Genomic DNA, 25,123 nt, shown 5'->3' on the forward strand with positions numbered 1-25,123 from the left:
ACCGCACTCGCGTTGCGCTAGACACCTTCCGCCTCAAACCGAAGGTGCCTTATGCAGCGTCTCCAGCGCGCGCTCCTCACCCTGATGTCGGCACTCGCGATCACGGTGATCGCAGGCGTGTCGCATTTCGTTTCCACCACGGCCTCGGCCCAGACCGCAGGAAAGACCATGACCACAGCTTCAGGCTTGCAGATCATCGACTCCACCGTCGGCACCGGTGCCTCGCCGCAGCCCGGCCAGATCTGCGTGATGCACTATACCGGCTGGCTCTATGAGAACGGCCAGAAGGGCAAGAAATTCGATAGCTCGGTCGATCGCAAGGAGCCGTTCGAATTCCCGATCGGCAAGGGCCGTGTCATCGGCGGCTGGGACGAGGGCGTCGCCTCGATGAAGGTCGGCGGCAAGCGCACGCTGATCATCCCGCCGCAGCTCGGCTACGGTGCCCGCGGCGCCGGCGGCGTGATCCCGCCGAATGCGACGCTGATGTTCGACGTGGAATTGCTCGCGGTGAAATGACGCATCGCGTCATTCCGGGATGGTCCGAAAGGACCAGACCCGGAATCTCGGGATTCCGGGTTCGGTGCTACGCGCCGCCCCGAAATGACGGCAAGAAAAAGACCGGCCTTTCGGCCGGTCTTTTCGCTTTTAGATGCCGCGCGTCATTCCGTCGCGCGCTTTGCTCCTGCCGCTGCGCGATCGATCGCGTCCTTTGCGGCGTCCTTGGCATCGCCCATGGCCTGCTGGCCCTTGCCCTTCACTTCCTGGACGACGCCTTCGCCCTTCAGGCGGTCGGAACCGGTGGCTTCGCCGATGCCCTGCTTGGCCTTGCCGATCGCCTCGTTGGCGTTGCCCTTGATCTTGTCGGTCGTGCTACCCATGAAACTCTCCTTCTATTTTGCTCGCAGAGACAACGTCCCGCGGCTACGAGGGTTCCGAATTTGGTATGGCTCGCGAATGCGGCTTCGGGTTAGGTTGCCGCGCACGGAACCAACAGAAAGCAAGTCCCATGACCGGCCATGACCATTCGCATTCCCACCATGACCACGATCACGACGATCGCTGGAAGCATGACGGCGTGCGCGTCATTCCCGGCAACCAGCTCGATACCAACGTGCCGTCGACGGCAGGCATGGACCGCGCGGCCGCGATCAATTTCGCGCGCGTCGGCGCGCAGAAATTGTGGGCCGGCACCGTCAGCATCAAGCCGGACGCCAAGACCGGCGCGCATCACCACGGCCATCTCGAAAGCGTCATCTATGTGGTGAAGGGCAAGGCGCGGATGCGCTGGGGCGAGAGCCTGCAATTCACGGCCGAGGCCGGCCCCGGCGATTTCATCTTCGTCCCGCCTTACGTGCCGCATCAGGAGATCAACGCCAGCCCGGACGAGGTGCTGGAATGCGTGCTCGTGCGCAGCGACGGCGAGGCGGTGGCGATCAACCTCGACATTGAGCCGGTCGAGAAGCCCGAGACCGTGCTGTGGATCGACCCGGTGCACCGGGACCCGAACGAGAAGAAGTAAGGCTGCCTGAGACCGCGGGGGCGGTGTGACAGAACCTCGCGGGCGATGGGGCCAAAAATAATCGGACAGCCGTGTCGGATGGCCGCCGGGCCATCCGTCCTTGGGGCAGAACCCGCCAAGGAGCTTCCGATGTCCAAGATGATCTTCGTCAACCTGCCGGTGACCGACCTTGGGCGCGCCACTGCCTTTTACGAGGCGGTCGGCGCGGAGAGGAACCCGCAGTTCTGCGATGACACGGCGAGTTGCATGGTCTTTTCCGAGGCCATTTTCGTCATGCTGATGACCCACGATAAATTCCGCCAGTTCACGCCGAAGCCGATCGCGGATGCCAAGACCTCGAACCAGGTGCTGCTCTGCCTGTCCGCGGACAGCCGCGACGAGGTCGACGACATCGTCGGCAGGGCCGAGGTCGCGGGCGGGGTAGCTGATCCCAGCCCGAAGGACGAGTTCAGCTTCATGTACGGCCGCAGCTTCGAAGATCCGGACGGCCATATGTGGGGTGTGAACTGGATGGACCTCGCGGCCGCGACAACGCAGCCCGACATGGCGAGCGCCTGATCGAAATCCACGCAATCGAAGAGTTGAAGAGGAGCGTTCACGATGTCCAAGGTGGTACCCTGCATGTGGTTCAACGGCGATGCCGAGGAAGCCGCGAAGTTCTATGTCTCGCTCGTGCCGAATTCGGCGATCACGCACGTGCAGCGCAACGTTTCGGACGGCCCCTCCGGCAAGGAGGGCTCCGTGCTCGTCGTCGAGTTCACGGTCGCCGGTCAGCCGCTGGTCGCGCTCAACGGCGGCATGAAGATGGAATATACCCACGCGATCTCGCTGATGATCCATTGCGATGACCAGGCCCAGGTCGACAGCGTCTGGAACGCGTTCCTCGCCGATGGCGGCAAGGAAGAGCAGTGCGGCTGGCTCAGGGATCGCTGGGGCGTGGCCTGGCAGGTGGTGCCGAAGGTGATGTTCGAATTCCTGTCGAGCCCGGACAGGGCCGCAGCCGCGCGCGCGATGCAGGCCATGATGAAGATGGTGAAGCTGGACGTCGACACGTTGCGCCGCGCGTTCGAGGGCAAGTCGGCGGCGTGACGGCGATACCGGTGCTGTAGGGTGGGCAAAGGCGCTCTTGCGCCGTGCCCACGATCCGACTCCGGTGGAGAGAAGTGGTGGGCACGCGTTCGCTTTGCCCACCCTACGAAGCTGCCTCAGTAATTTATCCGTAAGCCCACGCCGCCGTGGATGGTGTTGCCGACCGGCTGTGGGCCGAGCGTGCCGTTGGCGAAGAGATCGACGACCCAGCCCTTCTGCACGCGGAAGCCGAGACGGCCGCCATATTCGAACCAACCCTGGTTGCCCATGGTCGGCACCACCACGCCGTCGCCGGTCACGGTGGCGACGATGCCGCTGCGGCTCGCAAACGACTGCACCCAGCCGCCATTGATATTGGTCTCGATGTTGCTGCCGAACAGATGCGTCCACTGGCCGCCGATCTTGACCAGGCTGGTGCGGTCGGTGCCGGTCGCAATGGTGGCGTCGAACGGGTTGAAGGCCACGGCATTGTCGCTATAGCCGGACACGCGCTGCCAGAGCTGCCAGACCTCGATCGAAGCTGCGACCTCGTCGCGCGGCGACACGCGGCTCATCCAGCCGGCGCGGCCGTAGACCGCGTAGTTCGAAGCGTTGGTCGAGCTCGTCACGCTCACCGGGCCGAGGCTGGTGTTGTAGCTGCGGGTGTAGCGCGCCTTCTCCCAGGGAGTCAGGATCGTTCCGACGTCGAAGAACGGACGCGACGATCCCCAATCGGTGAAGTCGTAGCGCAGCGCGAAGGCGCCGATCGGCGCGCTCGTGATCTTGTAGCCACCCTCATTGTAGTGCGTGTAGGCGATGCCGGCGAGCAGCGACAGATTGTTGGTGAGCTCCTTGCGGCCGTGGATGCCGGCCGAGAACGAGCCGGCCGAGCCGAACGCGCTGATGCAGTCGCTGCAATTGACCTGCTCGTTGACGCCGAGCAACACCGTGCCGAGCACGCGGTTGGTGATCATCTGGTTGAAGCGCTGGCCCGCGAGGCCGCCGATCGAATTGCCGCTGGAATCGGCGCCGGTCGGTGTCGGGCTCGGCGACGGATAGGGCGACGGTGACGGCGATGGGTATGGCGAGGGGGATGGGGACGGCGACGGGCTGTAGGTCGGAGTGGGCGTCGGCGAGCAATTTGTCTCGCAATTGGCCAGAGTTAGGGTTGCGGCGGCGGCCGGCTGCAGAGCCCATGTCAGCATCACGGCGGCCATGGCCATCAGCGCGGAGGCAAGCAGCAGGTCGCGGATGCGGAGCTTTGCCATCGTCAGCGCCCGCACAGCATGCCGTCTTCCTGGACGGCCGGCGTGATGGTCGGCGAGGCGCCGGCATATTGGTTCACCGCGCACAGGCCGGCACTTGCGGCGCAGTTGGCGGCGAAGGTCCAGGGCGGCGTGTTGGTCTTGGTGATCGAGACCTTGCCGCCGGTCGATGTGATGATTGCGGTGTCGCCCGGCTGGGTGAGCTGCACGCATTGGGAGCTGGTCGTGCAGACGCTGGCCGCGCCGTCCTGAAGCACGACGACGGAGCGTCCGCGCTGCGAGAGGATGTCGAGCGTGGTACCGCGCACGCCGATGGTCGCCAGCGGCGTCGTGATCTTGTAGGCGGTCTTCTCGGAATGTCCGGTGACGAAACGGAACGCGCCGGTGGTCATGCGGATCGCGACGTCGCGGTAGCTGTGCTCGTCGTTGAAGACGGTCCGGTCGAGCTTGAGCGTGGCGCTGGGGCCGAGCGACAAATTGGTGCTGTCGGCCATCACGAAGCGCGCGGCACTGTCGGCGCCGGTGCGCACGGTCTCGTCGCGCAGCATGCTGTCGCCGACACTGATCGGCGTGGTGGCCGCGGCCACGCGCACCACTTCGTTCTGGATCACGACCGCTTCGCCGACGCGCGTCTGCGCCTGCGCAGCAGGCGCCGCGCACAATGCGGCCGACGACAGGGTGAGGAAAAGCCAGAAACGGAAATTCATTTCGCAACCGATCGATGTGTCCCTGATCGTACCGGATCGCGCGCGCTTCTGATGTGGCGAAATTATCACAAGCGGCGCGGTACGTGCGTTATGCTTAGTGACAGCCGCGGGGGAATGCGTTCAATGAAAGCAGCGATCTCTATTTTTGTCCGCGGTGACGCAAATTTGCCACGCAAAACATCCCCACACGAGCCGCTTGAACGGTCCGCAGTTCCGAGAGTGTCGCGAAGCGCAGTGGTTGCTGTCGCTATTTTCCTAGCTGCCCATCTCGCGCTGCTGATCGGCCTCGCGACGCCGGAGAAGTTCGTCTTCGACGAGGTGCACTATGTGCCGGCGGCGCGGCAGATGCTGGCACCGGCGATGTCGCAGCCGATGCTCAATCCGATGCATCCGCCGCTGGCCAAGGAGCTGATCGCGGCCTCGATCGCGGCCTTCGGCGACAACGCGTTCGGCTGGCGTTATCCCGCGACATTGTTCGGCGCATTGGCGATCGTCGCGATCTATCTGTGCGGGCTCGCGCTGTTCTCCGCGCAAGGGCCGGCGATTGCCGCGGCGCTGATCGCCGCCTTGAACCAGATGCTCTACGTGCAGGCGCGCATCGCCATGCTCGACATCTTTGCGCTCGGCTTCGGTCTGCTCGCGACCGCCGCCTTCATGCACGGTTTTCGACGCGAGCGGCCGCAGGCGCTGTTCGCGCTCGCCGGCAGCTTGTTCGGCCTGGCCGCTTCCTGCAAATGGAGTGGCCTGTTTCCACTCGGCGTCTGCATCGTCATCGTCGCGGTGATCCGCCTGATGCAGGGCTGGCGCACGCTGTTCGCCGACGCGAAGCCGGACGACTGGTACCGGCCGGACCTGTGGCCCGGCTTGAGGCTGCATCATGTCGCGCTCTGCTTCGCCATCCTCCCGGCGATGACGTATCTTGCGGTTTTCGTTCCGCTCTACGGAGTGTCGTTGCCGGATCTGGTCGAGGCGCAGCGCCGGATCTTCGCCGACAACACCACGACCGCGATCGCCGGACACACTTATATGAGCGCCTGGCCATCCTGGCCGCTGCTCGCGCGCCCGGTGTGGTTCCTGTTCGACAAGACGGGGGAGGACAACGTGTCCGCGATCGTCTTCCTCGGCAATCCGCTGGTGTTGTGGCCGGCCCTGCTCGCGCTCGCGCTCGTGCTGCGCGATTTCATCGTGCTGCGACGGTGGGATGCATTCCTGATCGCGGCGTTCTATTTCGGTCCCTGGCTGGCCTGGGCATTGCTGCCGCGCACGCTGGGTTTCATCTACTACTACCTGCCAGCCGCCGCCGCGGCGTCGCTGGCCCTGGTCTACGTGCTGCGCCGGGACGGCCTGCCGCGCTGGCTGCTCTGGGCCTATGTCGGTGTCGCCGCGACCGGTTTTGCGGTCATGCTGCCGATCTCGGCAGCCTTCATCGGCACCTCGATGCGGAGCTTCAGCCGGCTGATGCTATTCCAGAGCTGGATCTAGTGCCCGCTTGCGTGCATAGGTTCGGCAGAATTGTCTTGCCGGAATCAATCTGGGCGTGTGGACTGGCCTGACATGATCAGAATCGGAGAGTCGTCCCGGTGAACATGGAGGACCGTAGCGCCAGGCCAGGCCATCCCAACGCCGACTGGTTGCGTGCCGTCGTCGATACCGCGGTGGACGGCGTGATTCTGATCGACGCGCGCGGCGGCGTCCTGATGTTCAATCCGGCCTGCGAGAAGCTGTTCGGCTATCCCGCCGAGGAAGTCATCGGGCGGAACGTCAAGGTTCTGATGCCATCGTCCTACCGCGATGCGCATGACGGCTATCTTCATAATTACCACGTCAGCGGCGAGCGCAAGAACATCGGTATCGGCCGCGAAGTCGTGGGGCAGCGCAAGGACGGCTCGACCTTTCTGATGCATCTGTCGGTCGGCGAGAGCAAGCAGGCCGCCGGCGATTCGATCTTCGTCGGCATCATTCACGATCTCACCGAGCGCGAGCGGGTCGAGCGCGAGCTGCGCGAGAGCGCGGCGCGACTGCGCGCGGTCGTCGACACCGCCGTCGACGGCGTGATCCTGATCGATTCCGACGGCATCATCCTGAAGTTCAATCCGGCCTGCGAGAAGCTGTTCAAATACGAGGCCGACGAGGTGCTCGGACACAATGTCCGGATGCTGATGCCGGAGCCTTACCGCTCCGAGCATGACGGCTATATCCGCAATTTCATCGCGACCGGTGACAAGAAGATCATCGGCATCGGCCGTGAGGTGCTGGGCCGGCGCAAGGACGGCACCACCTTCCCGATGGACCTTTCGGTCGGTGAGGCCCAGCAGGACGGCCCGTCCATCTTCGTCGGCATGATCCACGATCTGACCGACCGCAAACGCACCGAGGCCCAACTGCTCCAGGCGCAGAAGATGGAGGCGGTCGGACAGCTGTCCGGCGGCATCGCTCACGACTTCAACAATCTCCTGACCGTGATCGTCGGCAACGCCGAATATCTGGCCGAGCAATTGGTCTCGCGTGGGGATATGAAGCGTCTCGCCGACGACATCTGCAGCGCCGGCGAACGCGGCGCCGAGCTGACGCAGCGCCTGCTCGCCTTCAGCCGCAAGCAGTTGCTGCGGCCGGTCGAGACCGAATGCAACAAGCTCGTCGAATCCATGCACAAGCTGCTGCGGCGAACGCTGCGTGAGGACATCGAGATCGCCACCCAGGCCGATCCTGCGCTCCGGCACGCATTTGCCGATCCCGCGCAACTGGAATCGGCGATCCTCAACCTCGCCCTCAATGCCCAGGATGCGATGGCATCAGGCGGACGCCTGACCATTTCGGCGGCGAATGCATCGCTCGATACGGGCGACCACAACGCGCATCCCGACGTCGCGCCGGGCGAATACGTCGTGATCGCGGTGACCGACACCGGTTCCGGCATGCCGAAGCGGGTGCTGGAACGCGCGTTCGAGCCCTTCTTCACCACCAAGGAGGTCGGCAAGGGCAGCGGGCTCGGGCTCAGCATGGTGTACGGCTTCGTCAAGCAATCCAACGGCCATGTCACGATCTACAGCGAGCCGGGCCTGGGAACGACCGTGCGGATCTATCTTCCGGCCGTGTTGACCAGGTCGCAGGGCGTGCCGCTGGCGGTCGAGAACGAGGTGCCACAGAGCGGTTCGGAAATCGTGCTGGTCGTCGAGGACGATCCGTTCGTCCGGTCCTACGCGGTCATGAGTCTGGAGAGCCTCGGCTACAAGGTGATTTCCGCCGTCGACGGCAAGTCTGCCTTGCGGACGCTGGCCGCAACGCCGCATATCGACCTTCTGTTCACCGATGTCGTCATGCCCGGGGGTGTCAACGGATGGGAGCTCGCGGGTCTGGCCCGCAAGGAGAGGCCCAGGCTGCACGTGCTGCTGACCTCGGGTTACGCCCTCGAAACGCTGGCGGCGAACGGCCACGTCCGGCAGGGCGCCCTGATCCTGGAAAAGCCTTACCGCAAGGCCGAGCTCGCACGGCTTGTCCGGGAGGCGCTCGCCAGCCCGGTGCCGGTCTGAGCTGCTGTTACTGGAACGCCTGCCGCATCGACGGCAGGCGTTGGGTCGTCATCGGATCACTGCCCACATCACTTCGACGCGGTCTTGGTGTCCATGTTCACGACCTGGACGCGGCGGTTGACCGGGTCGGCCCCGTTGGCGGTGTCCTTCAGCTTGGTCTTGCCGTAGCCGACGGTGACCAGATCAGTGCCGTTGAGGCCGTAGTTCTGCACCAGGTACTTCTTGATGGTGTCGGCGCGGCGCTCGGAGAGACCTTGATTGTACTCTTCGCCGCCGACCGCGTCGGTGTGGCCGGCGACCACGAAGGTCGAGCCCTTCAGCGCCGGATCGGACAGTGCCTTGCCGAGCGCCTGCACCGAGGGCACCGAGGTCTTGGCGATGTCGGCCGAGTTGTAGTCGAACTGGATCTCCAGATCGATCTTCGGTTTGGTCGCGGCGAGCTCGGCAATCTGGTCGCGCTCACCCGTCGAGAGCGAACGGGTCGAGCGGTTGCGCACGGTGTTCAGGAATGTCGATTCCTTGGCCTGCACCGCCGGATCGGCCTGCGGACCGGCGGACAGGCCGCGGGTCGCCGGCTTCGGCTTCAGTGCATCCAGGATCTGGCTTGTGGAGACATTGTTGTCCCCGGCCAGGGCCAGCCCCGCCGTCATCGACAGCGCGGCCGAGAGAGTTATCGCCTTCAGTCCAAAGAACTTATCAAAACGGGTCATTGTCGTATCCTCGCTGTTACGCCTGATAGCGATTTGATGCTGCGAGCATAGGGCAGGTTCAAAGGCCCTGATGCGATCTTGGTCACGGTGGCTACAGCGCTTCCAGGCCCATCCTTGCGCATTCCCGGGCGTTTCGGGCATCGGACCGGCGCGTTTCGCGATCGCCCCGGGGGCAGGACCGATCGCACCAATAGTAGTCGTCGTAGGCTCCGCGGCGTAGGTTCAAGCAGCGGCAATCCCCGGTGTGATTGAAATCACGCTGCGAGCGCAGGCTCATTCCCTCCGTATCGCGGAGGAGCTGGCTGGCCGAAGGTTCCGGCGCCGGCGAGGGCCGGCAGGCGTGCGGGAAACCCTTGCGCGCCGATGGTCGCAAAGCCGTCGCCGCACGGCCCGGCCGTGAACAAGAAATCGGCCAGATGCGCGCCTAGCAGGACGTTTGCGCCCGCCAATCGCCGAATGAAGGAGCCGAGTTCCGCCCAGTGCCGAGGCCAAGTGACTATCAGCGAGACTACCAGTTCTATCGCAGTGGCCCGCCGGATCGGACAGTGTCCCTGAGCCCAATGCCCATCTATATCGGTGCAGCCATGATCGCAGTGGCGATCCTGCTGTCGACGCTGATCACGGGGCTGACCTCCCGCTATGTCGGACTTGAAGCGCCGACCGAGGAGAACGTGTGGCTGGTCGACCGCCTCACCGGTAGCGTCTATCGCTGCCAGGCGGAGGCGCGCGGCAAGGCCTTGTGCGAGCCGGATGTCGCCACCGGAAGCCTCGGTGACCGGCCCAAAGCGTCGAAGGATGGCCGCTGAGACGCCTGACTTTGCATCGCAGCAAGAAAGAAAATTGTCTTCTCCACGAAACGTCTCTGCTGGAAGATACGTAATTGCGAAGGCCGGCATGACGTCGGTTTCGTTTTACTTGAGGAGACGTTTCGATGAAGACTTTGCTCACCGCCGCAGCCTTTGTCGCGTTCGTTTTTTCGCCCGCGTCCGCCGCGATGATGGCGTGCACCAGCGATAACATGATGAAGACCGCCGCCACGATGGGCGGCACACCCGACACGCCGGCAAAAATGGCGGCGAACAAGGAAATGGCCATGGCCAACATGGACATGAGCAACGGCAAGATGAAGAGCGCCTGCATGCACTACATGAAGTCGCAGAAGGCGATGATGATGAAGTAGGCGCGAGGCGCGCCACTATCCTGCCGCGCTGTCAGCAGCTGGCAGCGCGGTTTTTCTCTGACCGCTCCTTTGCCGTCTTCGTTCTCTTCTCCTTTCTCTTCTCCTTTCTCTTGGCGCGAATCTCGCTACATTGCTTCCCGCAATGTCACGCGCGCCCAAACCGCTCCCCCTCACCACGACACAGGCCCGGCAGATCTGGCTGCATGCGCAGCGGCTGGATGAGCGCGCGCCGTTCGGCGACGGAGCTCAGGCCGTCGCGGACGCGGTCGCTCATCTCGGCTATGTGCAGATCGACACCATCAACGTCATCGAGCGCTGCCATCACCACATCCTGTTCAGCCGTATCCCGTCCTACCGGCGCGCCGACCTGCGCCACGCGCAGAGCGTCGACAGAAGCGTGTTTGAGTATTGGACGCACGCGCTCTCCTACGTACCCGCCGGCGACTTCCGCTTCTTCCTGCCGGCGATGCGCGAGCACCGCCGCGAAGGGCACAAATGGTTCGCCTCGGTGAAGCCGGCCGACACGCGCAAGGTGATGCGGCTGGTGCGCGCCGCGCCGCTGACGATCCGCGACATCGAGGACGACGTGCTCACCGAGAAGGAGCATCTGTGGCAAAGCCGCAAGCCCTCGAAGCGGGCCTTGCAGCTCGCCTTCTATACCGGCGCCGTGACCATCAGCGAGCGGCAGGGCATGCTCAAGACCTATGAGCTGATGACGCGGCATTTCGGCTGGGACACACTGCCGAGGCCGGCGTCGGCCAAGGAGATTACGACCTATCTGCTCGATCGCGCGTTGCGGTCGCAGGGCGTGGTGAGTCTGGATTCGATCTGCCACCTCGATGCGCCGCGCAAGAAGGCGGTGGCCGGCCTGATCGCCTCGCGTGTCCGCCGCGGCGAGCTCGTGCCTGTTGCGATCGACGGCGCCGGCAAGCAGGAGCATTGGGCCGCGCCGGCCGCGCTCGAGGTGGACGGCGAGGCGGTCTCACCTGATCTCGTCCACATCCTCTCGCCGTTCGACCCGCTGATCATCCAGCGCAAGCGCACCAGTCTCATCTTCGGCTACAACCACCTGTTCGAGGCCTATGTGCCGAAGGCCAAACGCAAGCTCGGCTATTTTGCGCTGCCGGTGCTGGTCGGCGACGAGATCGTCGCCGCGCTCGATCTGAAGACCGACCGGCAGGCAAAGAAGCTGCTGATGCAGAAATGGACCTGGGTCGGGCAGGGCAAGAAGACGGCGGGGCGCAAGGAGCTCAAGCAAAAGATCGAGGACGAGCTCGATCGCTTCGAGCGGTTTCAATTGGCGGAGTGAGCACGCTTCGCCACGGTCTCGGTCTCGTAGGGTGGGCAAAGCGAAGCGTGCCCACCATCATTGGAAGCGAAGCGAAATGGTGGGCACGGCGCTAAGGCGCCTTTGCCCACCCTACGAGACTACGCACCGCGACGAGCCGATCGATCCAGACGCCGAACGCAACCCCAACCGCATACGTCACCAGATTCCACAGCGAGAAGATGCGGCCGAGCAGCAGTGCGCCGGCTGTCGTCAGCCGGAACGCATCGAACCAGGGCGCATGCACCAGCCGGGAGAATTCCACGACGACTGCGATCATCGCCGCGATGGCCGCAATCTGTGTCCGCGTCAGCCGCGGCAGCAGAACCCCGACCAGCAGAAACACCATCGTCGCCCACAGCAGCGAGCCGCCGTATTTCACCACGAAGGCAGGCAGGCCGAGCGGAAAGCCGTACCAGCGCAGGGACAATCCGCAGACGATCATCGCGAGCGCGAGGGCGGCGCGGGTCAGCGATGTCCGTAACAGCGCAACAGGTTTATCCGGCTGCGTCCCGTGCATTGCTTGCTCCATTGACTCTTTGGCCGCGATGCTGAAAACCGCAACCAGCCCATAAAAGCAACAACCCAGGGGGGAAGCCATGAGCCAGACCACGACCTATGCCGGTTCCGCCGGCGCCACCAAGTCGGAAATCGAGACCTCGACGATCCGCGCCATCTCCTGGCGCCTGATCCCGTTCCTGGTGCTGGCCTACTTCTTCTCCTATCTCGACCGCGTCAATCTCGGCTTCGCCGCGCTGACCATGAACGCGGAGCTGAAGTTCACGCCGCTGATCTTCTCCTGGGGCGCCGGCATCTTCTTCTTCGGCTATTTCATCTTCGAGGTCCCGAGCAATCTCGCGCTGGAGAAGTTCGGCGCCAGCCGCTGGATCGCCCGCATCATGGTGACCTGGGGCATCATCTCCGCCCTGATGGCGCTCGTCAGCGGTGTCACGAGCTTCTACGTCCTGCGCTTCCTGCTCGGTGTCGCCGAGGCCGGCTTCTTCCCCGGCATCATCCTCTATCTCACCTATTGGTATCCGGCCGAATATCGCGCCCGCTTCCTTGCGGCCTTCGCCATCGCGGTGCCGGTCTCGACCGTGATCGGTGCGCCGATCTCGGGCCTGCTGCTCGGGCTCGACGGCGCGATGGGCCTGAAGGGCTGGCAGTGGCTCTTCATCATCGAGGGCATTCCCTCGGTGCTGCTCGGCATCGTCACCTGGTTCTATCTCACCGACAGACCGGAGAAGGCGGATTGGCTGTCGGCCGAGCAGAAGGCGTGGCTGAAGGCGAAGCTCGATTCGGAAATCGCCGCCAAGCAGGCGGTGAAGCATTTCTCGCTCGGCGAGGCGCTGTCCTCGCCCAAGGTGATCGCGCTCAGCCTGATCTATTTCGGTTTCGTCGGCGCGCTCTACGGCATGCAGTTCTGGCTGCCGCAGATCGTCAAGGCGTTCGGGCTGACCAACGCGCAGACCGGCTTCGTCACCGCGATCCCGTATCTGTTCGGCACCATCGCCATGATCCTGTGGGCGCGGCACTCCGATGCCACGCGCGAACGCGTGAAGCATGTCGGCGCGCCGCTGCTGCTCACCGCCGTTGCGCTCGCCGTCTCCAGCTACCTCACCGATCCCACCATGACGATGGTGGTGCTGACGGTGGCCGCGATCGGCGTGTTCTGCTGTTTCGGCGTGTTCTGGACGCTGCCGACCGCCTGGCTCTCGGGCACGGCCGCGGCCGGCGCCATCGCCCTGATCAACTCGATCGGCAACCTCGCCGGCTTCGGCGGGCCCTATTTGATCGGCTGGGTCAAGGAAGCCACCGGCCAGACCTCGACCGGCCTGCTGGTGCTCGCTGTGCTGCCCCTGATCGCCGGCATCCTGGTGTTCGTCGGTGGCCACGACAGCAAGCACGAGTTTGTCGAGCACGGGCGGTAGAGCAGGCTAACCTTTTGGCTCCGTAGGGTGGGCAAAGGCGCTCTTCGCGCCGTGCCCACCATTTTCCAAATGATTTGGCGTGGCGGGCACGCTGCGCTTTGCGCACCCTACGATAGCACCTTCGGCGCAGACGTTCAGCGCTCCTTACGACCCCTTAACGATCACGCATTCCTGATGACTGACGATTATTGACTTTCATCAGTGATTAGTCGACATTCCTCTCATTCGAGATGCAGGAGTGTCCTTCGATGTTCGTCCGGTCGGTTTTGTCGAGCTATTCCAGGCTGTTGGCAGGTGTGTCGCTGGCCCTGATGGCGGCCAGCCTGGCCGGGTGCAATGACACCGTCGCCGAGAAGGCCGAGCCGCCGCGGCCGGTTCTGGTCGCAACAGCGCACTATGATGCCGAGACGCCGGAGCGCAGCTTCGTCGGCACCGTCAGGCCCCGGATCGAGAGCGATCTGGGCTTCCGCGTTGCCGGCAAGGTCGCCAAGCGCCTTGTGGAAGTCGGCCAGACCGTCGAAATCGGCCAGCCGCTCGCCACTCTCGACGAGGTCGACCTCAAGCTCCAGGCCGAGCAATCCGTCGCCGAGCAGACCGCCGCGACCGGCGTGCTGGCCCAGGCCGCCGCCGCCGAGCAGCGCGCCAAGGATTTGAAAGCCAAGGGCTGGACCACGGACGCGCAGCTGGATTCGAGCCGGGCATCGGCCGACGAGGCCCGCGCGCGCCTTGACCGTGCCGTCCGCTCGGTCGAGCTGACCAAGAATTCCCTTTCCTACGCGACGCTCAACGCCGACGCCCGAGGCGTCGTCACCGCAACGCTGATCGAGCCCGGCCAGGTGGTCTCCGCGGGCCAGGCTTCGATCCGTGTCGCCCGCTTTGCCGAGAAGGAAGCGGTCGTCGCGATCCCTGAGACGCTGGTCGGACGTGCCAAGTCGGGCGCCGCCAGCGTCACTCTTTGGTCGGAGCCGGGCAAGAAATATACGGCCAAGCTGCGCGAGATCGCGCCCACCGCGGATACCGCCACGCGCACCTATCTTGCAAAGTTCTCGCTGCCGGAGGCCGACGACAAGGTTTCGCTCGGCATGACCGCGACGCTGACGCTGTCGGACGCCGCAACCGAGCGCGTCGCGCGGCTGCCGCTGTCGGCGCTGTTCAACGAAGGCGGCAAGCCCTCCTTCTACGTCGTCGACGACAATGGCTCCGTCACGCTGAAGCCGGTGGTGGTGAAGTCCTACGAGAGCAACGACGTCGTCATCACCAGCGGTGTGGAGGAGGGCGCCAAGATCGTTGCCCTCGGTGTGCAGAAGCTCGATCCGGGCCAGCGGGTGCGGATCGTCTCGTCGCTGTCGTTTTAGGTCACGTTTTACGAGTCACGTCGTGTGAGGCGAGTTTCGGCCCGAGCGCAAATGCGAAGGCTGAAGCGGCGAAGCGATCCAGAATCTGCCCAGCCCCCTGGATTGCTTCGCTGCCTCGCGACGACGGCTTGAACAGAGTGGCTGTCGTTTTTTGGCAATTGGATCGTCTTTTCGGAGAGAGCGATGAAGCGCTTCAACCTTTCGGCCTGGGCCGTCAGCCATCCGACGCTGGTTCTCTTCCTGATGCTCGTGCTCGGCGTCGCCGGCTTCTTCTCCTATGAGAAGCTCGGCCGCGCCGAGGATCCGTTCTTCACCGTGAAGGTGGTCAACGTCTCCGTGATCTGGCCCGGCGCGACCGCGCAGGAGATGCAGACCCAGGTCGCCGATCCCATCGAGAAGAAGATCCAGGAGCTGCCCTATTTCGAGAAGGTGCAGACCTATTCCAAGCCCGCCTTTACCGCGCTCCAGGTCACCTTCCGCGACTCCACGCCGCCGAAGGACGTGCCTTACCTGTTCTATCTTCTGCGCAAGAAGCTGGTCGACGTGCAGGGCCAGCTGCCCTCCGGCATCCTCGGACCCGTCGTCAATGACGAATTCTCCGACGTCGATTCCATCCTCTACATGATGACCGGCGACGGCGCCGACTATGCCCAGCTCAAGAAGGTCTCGGAAGGATTCCGTCAGCGCCTCCTGAAGGTGCCGGGCGTGACCAAGGTCGACGTCTACGGCAACCAGGATGAGCGCATCTTCGTCGAGTTCTCCCACGCCAAGCTCGCCACCCTCGGCATCACCCCGCAGGCGCTGTTCGATTCGCTCGCCAAGCAGAACAACGTGACGCCGGCCGGCACGGTGGAAACCTCCTCGCAGCGCGTGCCGCTGCGCGTTACCGGCGCGCTCGACGGTGCCAAGGCCGTCGCCGAGACGCCGGTCGAGAGCAACGGCCGCGTGTTCCGCCTCGGCGATATCGCGACCGTCACTCATGGCTATGTCGATCCGCCCAGCTTCGTCGTCCGTCAGGAAGGCAAGGCCGCGATCGGCATCGGTGTCGTCACCGCCAAGGGCGCCAACATCCTCGAGCTCGGCAAGGAGGTCGAGAAGGCGACGGCCGAGTTCATGAAGGCGGTGCCGCAGGGCGTCGACGTCAAGCTGATTGCCGACCAGCCCAAGGTGGTCGAGCACGCCGTCGGCGAGTTCGTGCACTCCTTCATGGAAGCCCTCGTCATCGTGCTGTTCGTCTCGTTCCTGGCGCTCGGCTGGCGCACCGGCATCGTGGTCGCGCTGTCGGTGCCCCTGGTGCTCGGCATCGTCTTCGTCGTCATGAACATGATGTCGCTCGATCTGCACCGCATCACGCTGGGTGCGCTGATCATCGCGCTCGGCCTGCTCGTCGACGACGCCATCATCGCGGTCGAGATGATGGTGGTGAAGATGGAGCAGGGCTGGGACCGCATGCGCGCGGCGTCGTTTGCCTGGGAATCTACCGCGTTTCCGATGCTCACGGGAACGCTGGTCACGGCCGCTGGCTTCCTCCCCATCGGCTTTGCCAATTCCGCGGTCGGCGAATATGCCGGCAGCATCTTCTGGATCGTGGCGATCGCGCTGGTCGCCTCCTGGTTCGTGGCGGTGATCTTCACGCCCTATATCGGCGTCATGCTGCTGCCCAACATCAAGGTGCACCACAATCACGATCCGCACGCGGTCTACGAGACCCGCATGTACCGGGGCCTGCGCGCCATTGTGCAATGGTGTGTCAACCACCGCATCACCGTGGTGGTCGCGACCGTCGGCGTCTTCATCGCCTCGGTCGTCGGCTTCGGCCATGTCCAGCAGCAGTTCTTCCCGCTGTCGGAGCGGCCCGAGCTGTTCTTCCAGCTGCGCCTGCCCGAGGGCACCGCCTTCAACGTCACCGAGAAGGCGGTGAAGAAGGCCGAGACGCTGCTGAAGGACGACAAGGACATCGAGACCTATACGTCCTATGTCGGCCAGGGCTCGCCGCGATTCTGGCTCGGCCTCAATCCGCAGCTGCCGAACGAGGCCTTTGCCGAGATCGTTGTCGTCGCCAAGGGCGTCGAGGGGCGCGAGCGCGTCAAGGCCAAGATCGAGAACGCGGTTGCCGACGGCATGCTGTCCGAGGCGCGCGTCCGCGTCGACCGCTTCAACTTCGGCCCGCCGGTCGGTTTCCCCGTGCAGTTCCGCGTGATCGGCCCCGACGCCAACAAGGTGCGCGAGATCGCCTATCAGGTCCGCGACGTGATGCGGCAGAACAAGAGCGTCAAGGATGTCCAGCTCGACTGGAACGAGCAGTCGCCTTACCTCAAGCTCGTCGTCGACCAGGACCGTGCCCGCGCCATGGGCCTGACCCCGCAGGACGTGTCGCAGGCGCTCGCGATGCTGATCTCGGGCTCGCAGGTCACGACCGTGCGCGACGGCATCGAGAAGGTCGGCGTGGTCGCCCGTGCGATCCCGTCCGAGCGCCTCGACCTCGGCGGCGTCGGTGATCTCACCATCACCTCGCGCAACGGCGTTGCCGTGCCGCTGCAGCAGATCGCCAAGATCGAGTATGCCCATGAGGAGCCGATCATGTGGCGGCGCAACCGCGACATGGCCATCACCGTGCGCTCCGACGTGGTCGACGGCGTGCAGGCGCCCGACGTCACCGGCCAGATCACGCCGAAGCTGAAGGCGATCAAGGACCACCTCGAGCCGGCCTACCGCATCGAGCCGGGCGGCGCGTTCGAGGAATCCGCCAAGGGCAACGCCTCGATCTTCGTCCTCTTCCCGCTGATGGTCATGGTGATGCTGACGCTGCTGATGATTCAGCTGCAGAGCTTCTCGCGCCTGATCCTGGTGTTCCTGACTGCACCGCTCGGCATCGTCGGCGCCTCCTTCGGCCTCAACGTCGCCAATGCCCCGTTCGGCTTCGTGGCGCTGCTCGGCCTGATCGCGCTCGCCGGCATGATCATGCGCAACACGGTCATCCTGGTCGACCAGATCGAGACCGACGTCTCCCATGGCCTGACCCGGCGCGAGGCGATCGTGGAGGCCACCGTCCGCCGCGCCCGTCCGGTGGTGCTGACGGCGCTCGCGGCCATCCTCGCCATGATCCCGTTGTCGCGCTCGGCTTTCTGGGGCCCGATGGCGATCACCATCATGGGCGGCCTGTTCGTCGCGACGTTCCTGACGCTGCTGTACCTGCCGGGCCTCTACGCGCTGTGGTTCAGGAAGAGCCTGGACGAGGCGGGGACCCCCGAGCAGCCTGCCGCGCCGCAGCATGGGAGCAATGACCCGCACGCAATTCCGCTTGCTGAAGCGGCTGAATAAGTGAGATGAAGTGCTGATTGACGAGTCCTGACAGATGACACTGATTGCGGAACATATCGAAGGCGACACCCGGGATCGTATTCTCGAGGTGGCCGAGCGGCTGTTCCGCCAGATCGGCTACCAGAAGACCACGGTCGGGGACATCGCCAAGGAGCTCAGGATGAGCCCCGCCAACGTCTATCGCTTCTTCGAATCGAAGAAGGCGATCCATCAGTCGGTGGCGCGGGGCCTGATGGGCGAGGTCGAGCTCGAAGCACAGCGGATCGTGGCGAGGCCGGGTCCGGTGATCCCGCGCTTCCGCGAGCTGCTCACCACCATCCATCGCATGAACACCGAACGCTATGTCGGCGACAACAAGCTGCACGAGATGGTCGAGATCGCGATGCAGGAGGACTGGGAGGTCTGTGTCTCCCATATGGAGTGCATTGCCGGGGTGATCGGCCAGATGATCGCGCAAGGCGTCGCCTCCGGCGAGTTCGAGGCGGGCGACCTGCAACTGGCCTCGTTGTGCTCCTGCACCGCGATGATGCGCTTCTTCCACCCCCAGATGATCGCCCAATGTGCCACCAAGCCGGGCCCCACCATCGACCAGATGATCGATTTCGTCATCGCGGGTCTGTCGCCGCGCCACTGACGGGCGTTGGAATTTCCCCCTATAACGCGTCGGCCGCTCCAGCAGACGATGGCGGGCAATGACGATCAGGGGAAAGCCAGCGTGACCGACAAGGACCTCTACTTCTACGAGCCCTCCAAGGGCCACGGCCTCAAGCATGATCCCTTCAACGCCATCATCGCGCCGCGGCCGATCGGCTGGATCTCCTCGCGCGATACCAAGGGTCACGTCAATCTCGCGCCCTACAGCTTCTTCAATGCCTTCTGTTACGTGCCGCCGATCATCGGCTTCTCCTCCACCAATTGGAAGGATACGGTGGAGAACATCCAGCAGACCGGCGAGTTCGTCTGGAATCTCGCCACCATGGACCTCGCCAAGCACATGAACGCGACCGCCGCGCATGTCGGCCCTGAGGTCGACGAGTTCGAGATCGCGGGCCTCACCGCCGTGCCCGGCAAGCTCGTCAACGTGCCGCGTGTCGGCGAGAGCCCGGTCGCCTTCGAGTGCAAGGTGTCCGACATCGTCCGTCTCAAAGGCGCCGACGGCAAGGAGGCCGACGCCTGGCTGACGCTGGGCGAGGTCGTCGCCGTGCACATCGACAAGGCCATGATCAAGGACGGCGTCTACCAGACTGCCGCCGCCCGCCCGATCGTCCGCGCCGGCCGCCGCGGAGATTATTTCGAGATCAAGCCGGAAAACATGTTCGAGATGGTGCGGCCGGATTGATCGGTCGCGCCCCGTAGCCCTGTAGCAGCCATTCCCTCCCGGAACTGCCCCCGCACCCCGGCCGTTATGGCCCCGGGGCGGCCGCCCGGCCGCGTCAATGTCGCAGGCGAAGTCTTCACCTTCGCCGCACACTTTCCGCTAAAATGCCCGACAACCGCGCCGATGCATGAGGTCCGCCATGAGCTTCCGCCGCGACACCCTGACAAAACCGATCTTCTCCTGGGCTCGCGGCGTGCTGCCGGCGATGTCCGACACCGAGCGCGAGGCGCTGGAGGCTGGCGACGTCTGGTGGGATGCCGATCTGTTCACCGGCAACCCTGATTGGTCGAAGCTGCTGAAAATTGCGCCGGCCAAATTGACCGAGGAGGAGCGGGCCTTCCTCGACGGCCCCGTCGACGAGCTCTGCGCCATGCTCGACGAGTGGAAGATCTTCTGGGAATGGCGCGACCTGCCGCCGGACGTCTGGCACTTCGTCAAGCGCGAAAAATTCTTCGGCATGATCATTCCGAAGGAGTTCGGCGGCCTCGGCTTCTCGCCCTATGCCCATTCGGAGGTGGTGCGCAAGATATCGACCCGCTCGATCGCCGCGGCGGTGACGGTCATGGTGCCGAACTCGCTCGGGCCGGGCGAGCTCCTGATGCGCTTCGGCACGAAGGAGCAGCAGGCGCGCTGGCTGCCGCGCCTCGCCGACGGCCGCGACATTCCCTGCTTCGGCCTCACCAGCCCGGAAGCCGGTTCCGACGCGGCTTCGATGGTCGACACCGGCATCATCTGCAAGGGCACCTTCGAGGACCGCGAGGTCGTCGGCCTCAGGCTCAATTGGCACAAGCGCTACATCACGCTCGGCCCTGTCGCGACGCTGCTGGGCCTCGCCTTCAAGGCCTACGATCCCGACCACCTCGTGGGCGACCAGGAGGAGCTCGGCATCACCGTGGCACTGATCCCGACCCATCTGCCCGGCGTCGAGATCGGTCATCGCCATCTGCCGTCGATGCAGGTGTTTCAGAACGGCCCGAACCGGGGCCGCGACGTCTTCATTCCGCTCGACTACGTCATCGGCGGCAAGGAGCGGCTGGGGCAAGGCTGGAAGATGTTGATGACCGCGCTCGCCGCCGGCCGCGGCATCTCGCTGCCATCGCTTTCTGCTGCGGGTGCCGCCTACGCCGCGCGCACCACCGGTGCCTATGCCCGCATCCGCGAGCAGTTCGGCATCTCGATCTCCAAATTCGAAGGTGTCGAGGAGCCGCTCGCGCGTATCGTCGCGACCGCCTACCAGCTGGATGCGGCGCGGCGGCTGACCTGCGCGGCGCTGAATGCCGGCGTCCATCCCGCCGTCATCTCCGGCATCATGAAGCTGCACGCCACCGAGCGGATGCGCACCGCGATCGACGACGCCATGGACATCCATGGCGGCAAGGCCGTGATCGACGGTCCGCAAAACTATCTCGGCAATCTCCACCGCGCCGTGCCGGTGGGGATTACGGTTGAGGGCGCCAACATCCTGACCCGCAATCTCATCGTGTTCGGGCAGGGCGCCATCCGCGCGCATCCCTACCTGCTCGACGAGATGAACGCGCTGGCCGATACCGATCGCGAGCGCGGGCTGACCGCGTTCGACAAGGCGTTCTGGAAACATGTCAGCCATAGCCTCCGCACCCTGTTCCGTGCCTTCGGCCGCAGCTGGACCTTCGGTGCCTTCGCGCTGGCGCCTGACGCGGGCGATGCCACGCCGTTCTATCGCCAGCTCTCGCGCTATTCCGCTGCGTTTGCACTCTGTGCCGACATGGCGCTGCTGACCCTCGGCGGCGCGCTGAAGCGCAAGGAGATGCTGTCGGCCCGCTTCGGCGACATTCTCTCCGAGCTGTACCTGCTCTCGGCGGCGCTGAAGCGGTGGCAGGACGAGGGCCGGCAGAAGGAAGACTTTGCCGCGCTCGAATGGTGCATGGCGACGGGCTTCAGGACGATCGAGAACCGGTTTGCCGAAATCCTCGCCAATCTGCCCAGTCGCTTCGTCGCTGCTGTCCTCAAGCTCGTGGTCCAGCCGTTCGGGGCCCGCGTGCTCGGCCCCTCCGACCGCGTCGTGCACCAATGTGCGAGCCTCGTGCTCGAGCCCTCGGCCGCGCGAGAGCGCCTCACGCCGGATATTGCCCATGTCGATGACGATGGTGGTTATGCCCGGCTGGAGCGCGCGTTCAAGCTGGTCGCAGGCACGGACGCGATCGCCAAGCGGATGCGTGCCGCGCATATAAGCGACTGCAAGGAGGCTGTTACAAAGGGTGTGATCACACAGCTCGAAGGCGAGCAGCTGGCCGCGGCCCGCGAAGCCGTCACAAAGGTGATTGAAGTCGACGATTTTGCGCCGGAGGCGCTGTCGCCGATTTACAAGAAAACGGTCAACGTGCATCAGTTCTTCCAGGAACTCGGTGAACAGAGGGCAGCGAGCTGATGGCACGACCGGTTTTCATCGTCGACGGCAGCCGGACACCATTTCTGAAAGCGCGCTCGGGGCCGGGGCCGTTCACGCCGGTCGATCTTGCCGTGCAATGCGGACGGCCGCTGTTGGCGCGCCAGCCGTTCGCGCCTGATAGCTTCGACCAGGTCATCCTCGGCTGCGTCAACGTGATCGCGGACGAAATGAATCCGGCCCGTGTTGCGGCGCTCCGGCTCGGCATGGGCGAGGACATGGTCGCCTTCACCGTGCAGATCAATTGCGGCTCCGGCATGCAGTCGATCGACACCGCCTACCGCTACATCCGCGAAGGCCATGCCGACATGATCCTCGCCGGGGGGACCGAGGCGCTCAGCCATGCGCCGCTGGTTTGGCCGAACTCCGGCGTGCGCTGGTTCGCCGGCCTTGCCACCGCCAGGGGCATGGCCGCGAAGCTTGCCGCCGCGTTCAAGCTGCGCCCGCGCGACCTGAAGCCGATCATAGGCCTCGAGCGCGGGCTGACCGATCCCGTCACCGATCTGAATATGGGTCAGACCGCCGAGGTCGTCGGCCATCTCTTCGGCATTACCCGCGCCCAGTCGGACGCCTATGCTGCCGAGAGCCATCGCCGGCTCGCGCATGCGCAAGGCGCGGGCTATCTGAAGGGCGAAGTCGAGACCGCGTTCTCCCGTAATGGAAAATTCTTCGACCACGACGACGGCGTGCGTCCGGACTCGACGGCGGAGACGCTGGCAAAGCTCCGACCGGTGTTCGAGCGCCCGTGGGGACAAGTCACCGCCGGCAATTCCTCGCAGATCACCGATGGCGCTTCCTGGGTGATTTTGGCTTCCGACGCGGCTGTCGCAAAGCACAAGCTGACGCCGAAGGCTGCGATCGTCGACAGTAACTGGGCCGCGCTCGACCCCAGCATCATGGGCCTCGGTCCGGTGATGTCAGCGACGCCTCTGCTTCAGCGCAACGGCCTCACCATCAAGGACGTGGAGACCTGGGAGCTGAACGAGGCTTTTGCCACCCAGGTGCTCGGCTGCCTTGCGGCCTGGAACGACGACAAATTCTGCCGCGAGATCCTCGGTCTCGAAGGCGCGGCCGGCGAGATCGACCGCGACAAGCTCAACGTCGATGGCGGCGCCATCTCGCTTGGACACCCCGTCGGCACCTCCGGCAACCGCATCGTCCTGCATCTCGTCAACGCGATGAAGCGGCTTGGCACGCGGCGCGGAATTGCCACCGAATGCATTGGTGGCGGGCTCGGCGGTGCCATGCTGATCGAGGCGGTGTGACCATGGATTCAGGGATCATGACCGCGCTCGGTGACCGCGTCCTGGAGCTCGGGCCCAGGCCCGCGACGGACAGTCCGTACAAGCACTTCAAGCTGACGCGAGATGAAGACGGCGTTGCCTGGCTACTGTTCGACCGCGCCGATGCCAGCGCCAACACGCTGTCCTCGGATGTGATGGAGGAGTTCGATGCCGTGCTCGCGGCGATCGAGACCGAACGCCCGGCCGGCCTTGTGATCCGCTCCGCAAAACCCTCCGGTTTCATCGCCGGCGCCGACGTCAATGAATTCCGCGGCGCGTCCGATCCTGAGATGGTGGAGACGCGCATCCGCGCCGCACATGCGGTGGTCGACCATCTGGAAGCCTTGAAGTTGCCGACGGTCGCGGTCATCCACGGCTTCTGCCTCGGCGGTGGGCTCGAGGTTGCGCTGGCCTGCCAGTCGCGCATCGCCATCGACGGCGCACGCTTCGGCTTCCCGGAGGTGATGCTCGGCCTGCATCCTGGCCTCGGCGGCACCGCGCGCTTCACCGCACTGGTCAATCCGACCCAGTCGATGGCGCTGATGCTGACCGGCCGTACCATCGACGCGCGCCGCGCCAGATCGCTCGGCCTCGTCGATACCGTGACGCAGGAGCGGCATGTCCGGGGCGCGGTGAAGGACGCATTGTTCGGCCGGCTGACACGAGCCAAGCCCGGCCTGCTCACGCGTGCAGCCAATTTCGGCTTCGTGCGCGGTCTCCTGGCCAGGCGCATGCGTTCGGAGGCGGCGAAGGCCGCGTCCCGCGAACACTATCCCGCGCCCTACGCGCTGATCGACCTCTGGGAGACCCATGGCGGCAGCAAGGCCGCGATGCTGAAGGCGGAGCAGGCTTCGTTCGCCAAGCTGATGGTGACGCCGACCGCTCAGAACCTGATCCGCGTGTTCTTCCTGCGCGAGCAGATGAAGAAGGCGGCCGGCAGCGGCAACACCATCAAGCACGTCCACGTCATCGGCGCCGGCGCCATGGGCGGCGATATCGCAGCCTGGTGCGCAGGGCAAGGGCTCCGTGTCTCGCTCGCCGACATGAAGGCGGAGCCGATCGCAGCGGCGGTGAAGCGCGCCGCCGAGCTCTACGGCAAGATCATCCGCAAGCCGACCGAGGTGCGCGACGCGCTCGATCGTCTCATCCCCGACATGGACGGGGAGGGCGTTCGCAACGCCGATCTCATCATCGAGGCGGTGCCGGAGAAGCTCGAACTCAAGCAGAAGGTCTATGCCGGCCTCGAGCCGCGGATGAAGCCCGGCGCGATTCTCGCCACCAACACGTCGAGCATTCCGCTTCAGGATCTGCGCACCACGCTGGCGCGCCCGGAGCGGCTCGTCGGCTTGCATTTCTTCAACCCCGTGTCGCGGCTGCAATTGGTCGAGGTCGTCAGTCACGACGGCAACGAGCCGCAGGTGCTGAAGGACGCGCTCGCCTTCGTCGGTGCGATCGACCGACTGCCGCTATCCGTGAAGAGTTCGCCAGGCTTCCTCGTCAACCGTGCGCTGACGCCCTACATGCTGGAAGCCATGGTGATGCTGGACGAGAAGATCGACCAGCGCCTGATCGACGCCGCAGCCGAGCAATTCGGCATGCCGATGGGGCCGATCGAGCTCGCCGATCAGGTCGGGCTCGACATCTGCCTCGACGTCGGCGACATGCTGCGCACCAAGTTCGGCGATCTCCTGCCGCCGACGCCGGCCTGGCTGCGCGAGAAAGTCGCCAAGGGCGAGCTCGGCCGCAAGACCGGCAAGGGCTTCTACACCTGGAAGGACGGCAAGGCCGAGAAGCCACCGCTCCCCGAGACCGGTCCGCGCGTCACCGACCAGATGATTGACCGCCTGGTGCTGCCGATGTCCAATGTCTGCGTTGCGGCGCTGCGTGAAGGCATCGTCGACGATGCCGATGCGGTCGACGGCGCCATGATCTTCGGGACCGGCTATGCACCGTTCCGCGGCGGCCCGCTGAACTATGCGCGCACGCGCGGCGTGGAGAATGTCGTGTCCACCTTGCGCGGGCTCGCCGAGCGCTTCGGCGGACGCTTCGCGCCGGATGCGGGCTGGGACAGTTTGCAATAGGGGGCCGTCGGTAAAAAGATGCTATCACGGGTGGTGGAGCCCG

Annotated in this window: 22 protein-coding genes; 17 read left to right on the forward strand and 5 right to left on the reverse strand. The window is 64.8% G+C overall.

The window, feature by feature from the left end; genetic code table 11:
- Positions 1-51: 51 nt before the first annotated feature.
- Positions 52-516: an FKBP-type peptidyl-prolyl cis-trans isomerase gene (locus AABA86_RS25850; protein WP_212249221.1), complete on the forward strand. Its 465-nt coding sequence runs from the start codon at positions 52-54 to the stop codon at positions 514-516.
- A 143-nt stretch (positions 517-659) separates the two neighbouring features.
- Here AABA86_RS25850 and AABA86_RS25855 read toward each other — a convergent pair whose 3' ends face one another.
- Positions 660-878, reverse strand: coding sequence for a CsbD family protein (locus AABA86_RS25855; protein ID WP_212249222.1), 219 nt, complete (start codon positions 876-878; stop codon positions 660-662).
- A gap of 128 nt (positions 879-1,006) precedes the next feature.
- Between AABA86_RS25855 and AABA86_RS25860 the strand changes: the two genes are divergently transcribed.
- The 3 genes from AABA86_RS25860 to AABA86_RS25870 all read left to right on the forward strand — a co-directional run bounded on the left by AABA86_RS25860 (position 1,007) and on the right by AABA86_RS25870 (position 2,608).
- Positions 1,007-1,519, forward strand: a complete 513-nt coding sequence (locus AABA86_RS25860) for a cupin domain-containing protein (RefSeq protein WP_080137629.1) — start codon at positions 1,007-1,009, stop codon at positions 1,517-1,519.
- A gap of 129 nt (positions 1,520-1,648) precedes the next feature.
- On the forward strand, positions 1,649-2,077 hold the full coding sequence (locus tag AABA86_RS25865; RefSeq protein WP_212249223.1) for a VOC family protein: 429 nt from the start codon (positions 1,649-1,651) through the stop codon (positions 2,075-2,077).
- 42 nt (positions 2,078-2,119) lie between these two features.
- Entirely contained in the window at positions 2,120-2,608 is a 489-nt protein-coding gene (locus tag AABA86_RS25870; protein WP_338308881.1) for a VOC family protein, read from the forward strand.
- Positions 2,609-2,724: 116 nt separating this feature from the next.
- Here the strand turns inward: AABA86_RS25870 and AABA86_RS25875 are convergent, their stop codons facing one another.
- Both AABA86_RS25875 and AABA86_RS25880 read right to left on the reverse strand, forming a co-directional pair.
- A complete protein-coding gene (locus tag AABA86_RS25875; protein WP_212249225.1) occupies positions 2,725-3,855 on the reverse strand; it encodes a hypothetical protein in 1,131 nt (376 codons plus the stop codon).
- Between the two features lie 2 nt (positions 3,856-3,857).
- Positions 3,858-4,559 (reverse strand): FecR family protein, encoded by a 702-nt coding sequence (locus AABA86_RS25880; RefSeq protein WP_338308882.1) that lies wholly within the window; start codon positions 4,557-4,559, stop codon positions 3,858-3,860.
- Positions 4,560-4,610: 51 nt separating this feature from the next.
- On the opposite strand from AABA86_RS25880, the gene AABA86_RS25885 reads away from it, so the two are divergent.
- Both AABA86_RS25885 and AABA86_RS25890 read left to right on the forward strand, forming a co-directional pair.
- The gene (locus AABA86_RS25885; protein WP_338308883.1) at positions 4,611-6,041 is read left to right on the forward strand and encodes a phospholipid carrier-dependent glycosyltransferase; all 1,431 of its coding nucleotides are present in this window, start codon (positions 4,611-4,613) and stop codon (positions 6,039-6,041) included.
- A gap of 104 nt (positions 6,042-6,145) precedes the next feature.
- The gene (locus tag AABA86_RS25890) at positions 6,146-8,089 is read left to right on the forward strand and encodes a hybrid sensor histidine kinase/response regulator (RefSeq protein ID WP_338308938.1); all 1,944 of its coding nucleotides are present in this window, start codon (positions 6,146-6,148) and stop codon (positions 8,087-8,089) included.
- A 68-nt stretch (positions 8,090-8,157) separates the two neighbouring features.
- Here the strand turns inward: AABA86_RS25890 and AABA86_RS25895 are convergent, their stop codons facing one another.
- Entirely contained in the window at positions 8,158-8,799 is a 642-nt protein-coding gene (locus tag AABA86_RS25895; RefSeq protein WP_338308884.1) for an OmpA family protein, read from the reverse strand.
- Between the two features lie 560 nt (positions 8,800-9,359).
- On the opposite strand from AABA86_RS25895, the gene AABA86_RS25900 reads away from it, so the two are divergent.
- The 3 genes from AABA86_RS25900 to AABA86_RS25910 all read left to right on the forward strand — a co-directional run bounded on the left by AABA86_RS25900 (position 9,360) and on the right by AABA86_RS25910 (position 11,288).
- Positions 9,360-9,605: a hypothetical protein gene (locus AABA86_RS25900; protein WP_338308885.1), complete on the forward strand. Its 246-nt coding sequence runs from the start codon at positions 9,360-9,362 to the stop codon at positions 9,603-9,605.
- Positions 9,606-9,730: 125 nt separating this feature from the next.
- On the forward strand, positions 9,731-9,979 hold the full coding sequence (locus AABA86_RS25905; protein WP_338308886.1) for a hypothetical protein: 249 nt from the start codon (positions 9,731-9,733) through the stop codon (positions 9,977-9,979).
- A 142-nt stretch (positions 9,980-10,121) separates the two neighbouring features.
- Positions 10,122-11,288, forward strand: a complete 1,167-nt coding sequence (locus AABA86_RS25910) for a winged helix-turn-helix domain-containing protein (RefSeq protein ID WP_212249231.1) — start codon at positions 10,122-10,124, stop codon at positions 11,286-11,288.
- Positions 11,289-11,379: 91 nt separating this feature from the next.
- Here the strand turns inward: AABA86_RS25910 and AABA86_RS25915 are convergent, their stop codons facing one another.
- Positions 11,380-11,826: a ribosomal maturation YjgA family protein gene (locus tag AABA86_RS25915; protein ID WP_212249232.1), complete on the reverse strand. Its 447-nt coding sequence runs from the start codon at positions 11,824-11,826 to the stop codon at positions 11,380-11,382.
- A gap of 79 nt (positions 11,827-11,905) precedes the next feature.
- Between AABA86_RS25915 and AABA86_RS25920 the strand changes: the two genes are divergently transcribed.
- The 8 genes from AABA86_RS25920 (at position 11,906) to AABA86_RS25955 (ending at position 25,080) form a co-directional block, all read left to right on the forward strand.
- The gene (locus tag AABA86_RS25920) at positions 11,906-13,237 is read left to right on the forward strand and encodes an MFS transporter (RefSeq protein ID WP_338308887.1); all 1,332 of its coding nucleotides are present in this window, start codon (positions 11,906-11,908) and stop codon (positions 13,235-13,237) included.
- A 248-nt stretch (positions 13,238-13,485) separates the two neighbouring features.
- On the forward strand, positions 13,486-14,592 hold the full coding sequence (locus AABA86_RS25925; RefSeq protein WP_338308888.1) for an efflux RND transporter periplasmic adaptor subunit: 1,107 nt from the start codon (positions 13,486-13,488) through the stop codon (positions 14,590-14,592).
- Between the two features lie 183 nt (positions 14,593-14,775).
- Positions 14,776-17,913, forward strand: coding sequence for an efflux RND transporter permease subunit (locus AABA86_RS25930; protein WP_212249235.1), 3,138 nt, complete (start codon positions 14,776-14,778; stop codon positions 17,911-17,913).
- A gap of 34 nt (positions 17,914-17,947) precedes the next feature.
- Positions 17,948-18,547, forward strand: coding sequence for a TetR/AcrR family transcriptional regulator (locus AABA86_RS25935; protein WP_212249236.1), 600 nt, complete (start codon positions 17,948-17,950; stop codon positions 18,545-18,547).
- An 81-nt stretch (positions 18,548-18,628) separates the two neighbouring features.
- Positions 18,629-19,252, forward strand: coding sequence for a flavin reductase family protein (locus AABA86_RS25940; RefSeq protein ID WP_212249237.1), 624 nt, complete (start codon positions 18,629-18,631; stop codon positions 19,250-19,252).
- 178 nt (positions 19,253-19,430) lie between these two features.
- Positions 19,431-21,698, forward strand: a complete 2,268-nt coding sequence (locus AABA86_RS25945; RefSeq protein WP_338308889.1) for an acyl-CoA dehydrogenase — start codon at positions 19,431-19,433, stop codon at positions 21,696-21,698.
- Positions 21,698-22,981, forward strand: coding sequence for an acetyl-CoA C-acetyltransferase (locus AABA86_RS25950; RefSeq protein ID WP_338308890.1), 1,284 nt, complete (start codon positions 21,698-21,700; stop codon positions 22,979-22,981). Before AABA86_RS25945 ends, AABA86_RS25950 begins: the two co-directional genes overlap by 1 nt.
- Before the next feature lie 2 nt (positions 22,982-22,983).
- The gene (locus AABA86_RS25955) at positions 22,984-25,080 is read left to right on the forward strand and encodes a 3-hydroxyacyl-CoA dehydrogenase NAD-binding domain-containing protein (protein WP_338308891.1); all 2,097 of its coding nucleotides are present in this window, start codon (positions 22,984-22,986) and stop codon (positions 25,078-25,080) included.
- Positions 25,081-25,123 lie beyond the last annotated feature (43 nt).

This window comes from Bradyrhizobium sp. TM233, assembly GCF_036247965.1.
Classification (GTDB): domain Bacteria; phylum Pseudomonadota; class Alphaproteobacteria; order Rhizobiales; family Xanthobacteraceae; genus Bradyrhizobium; species Bradyrhizobium ottawaense.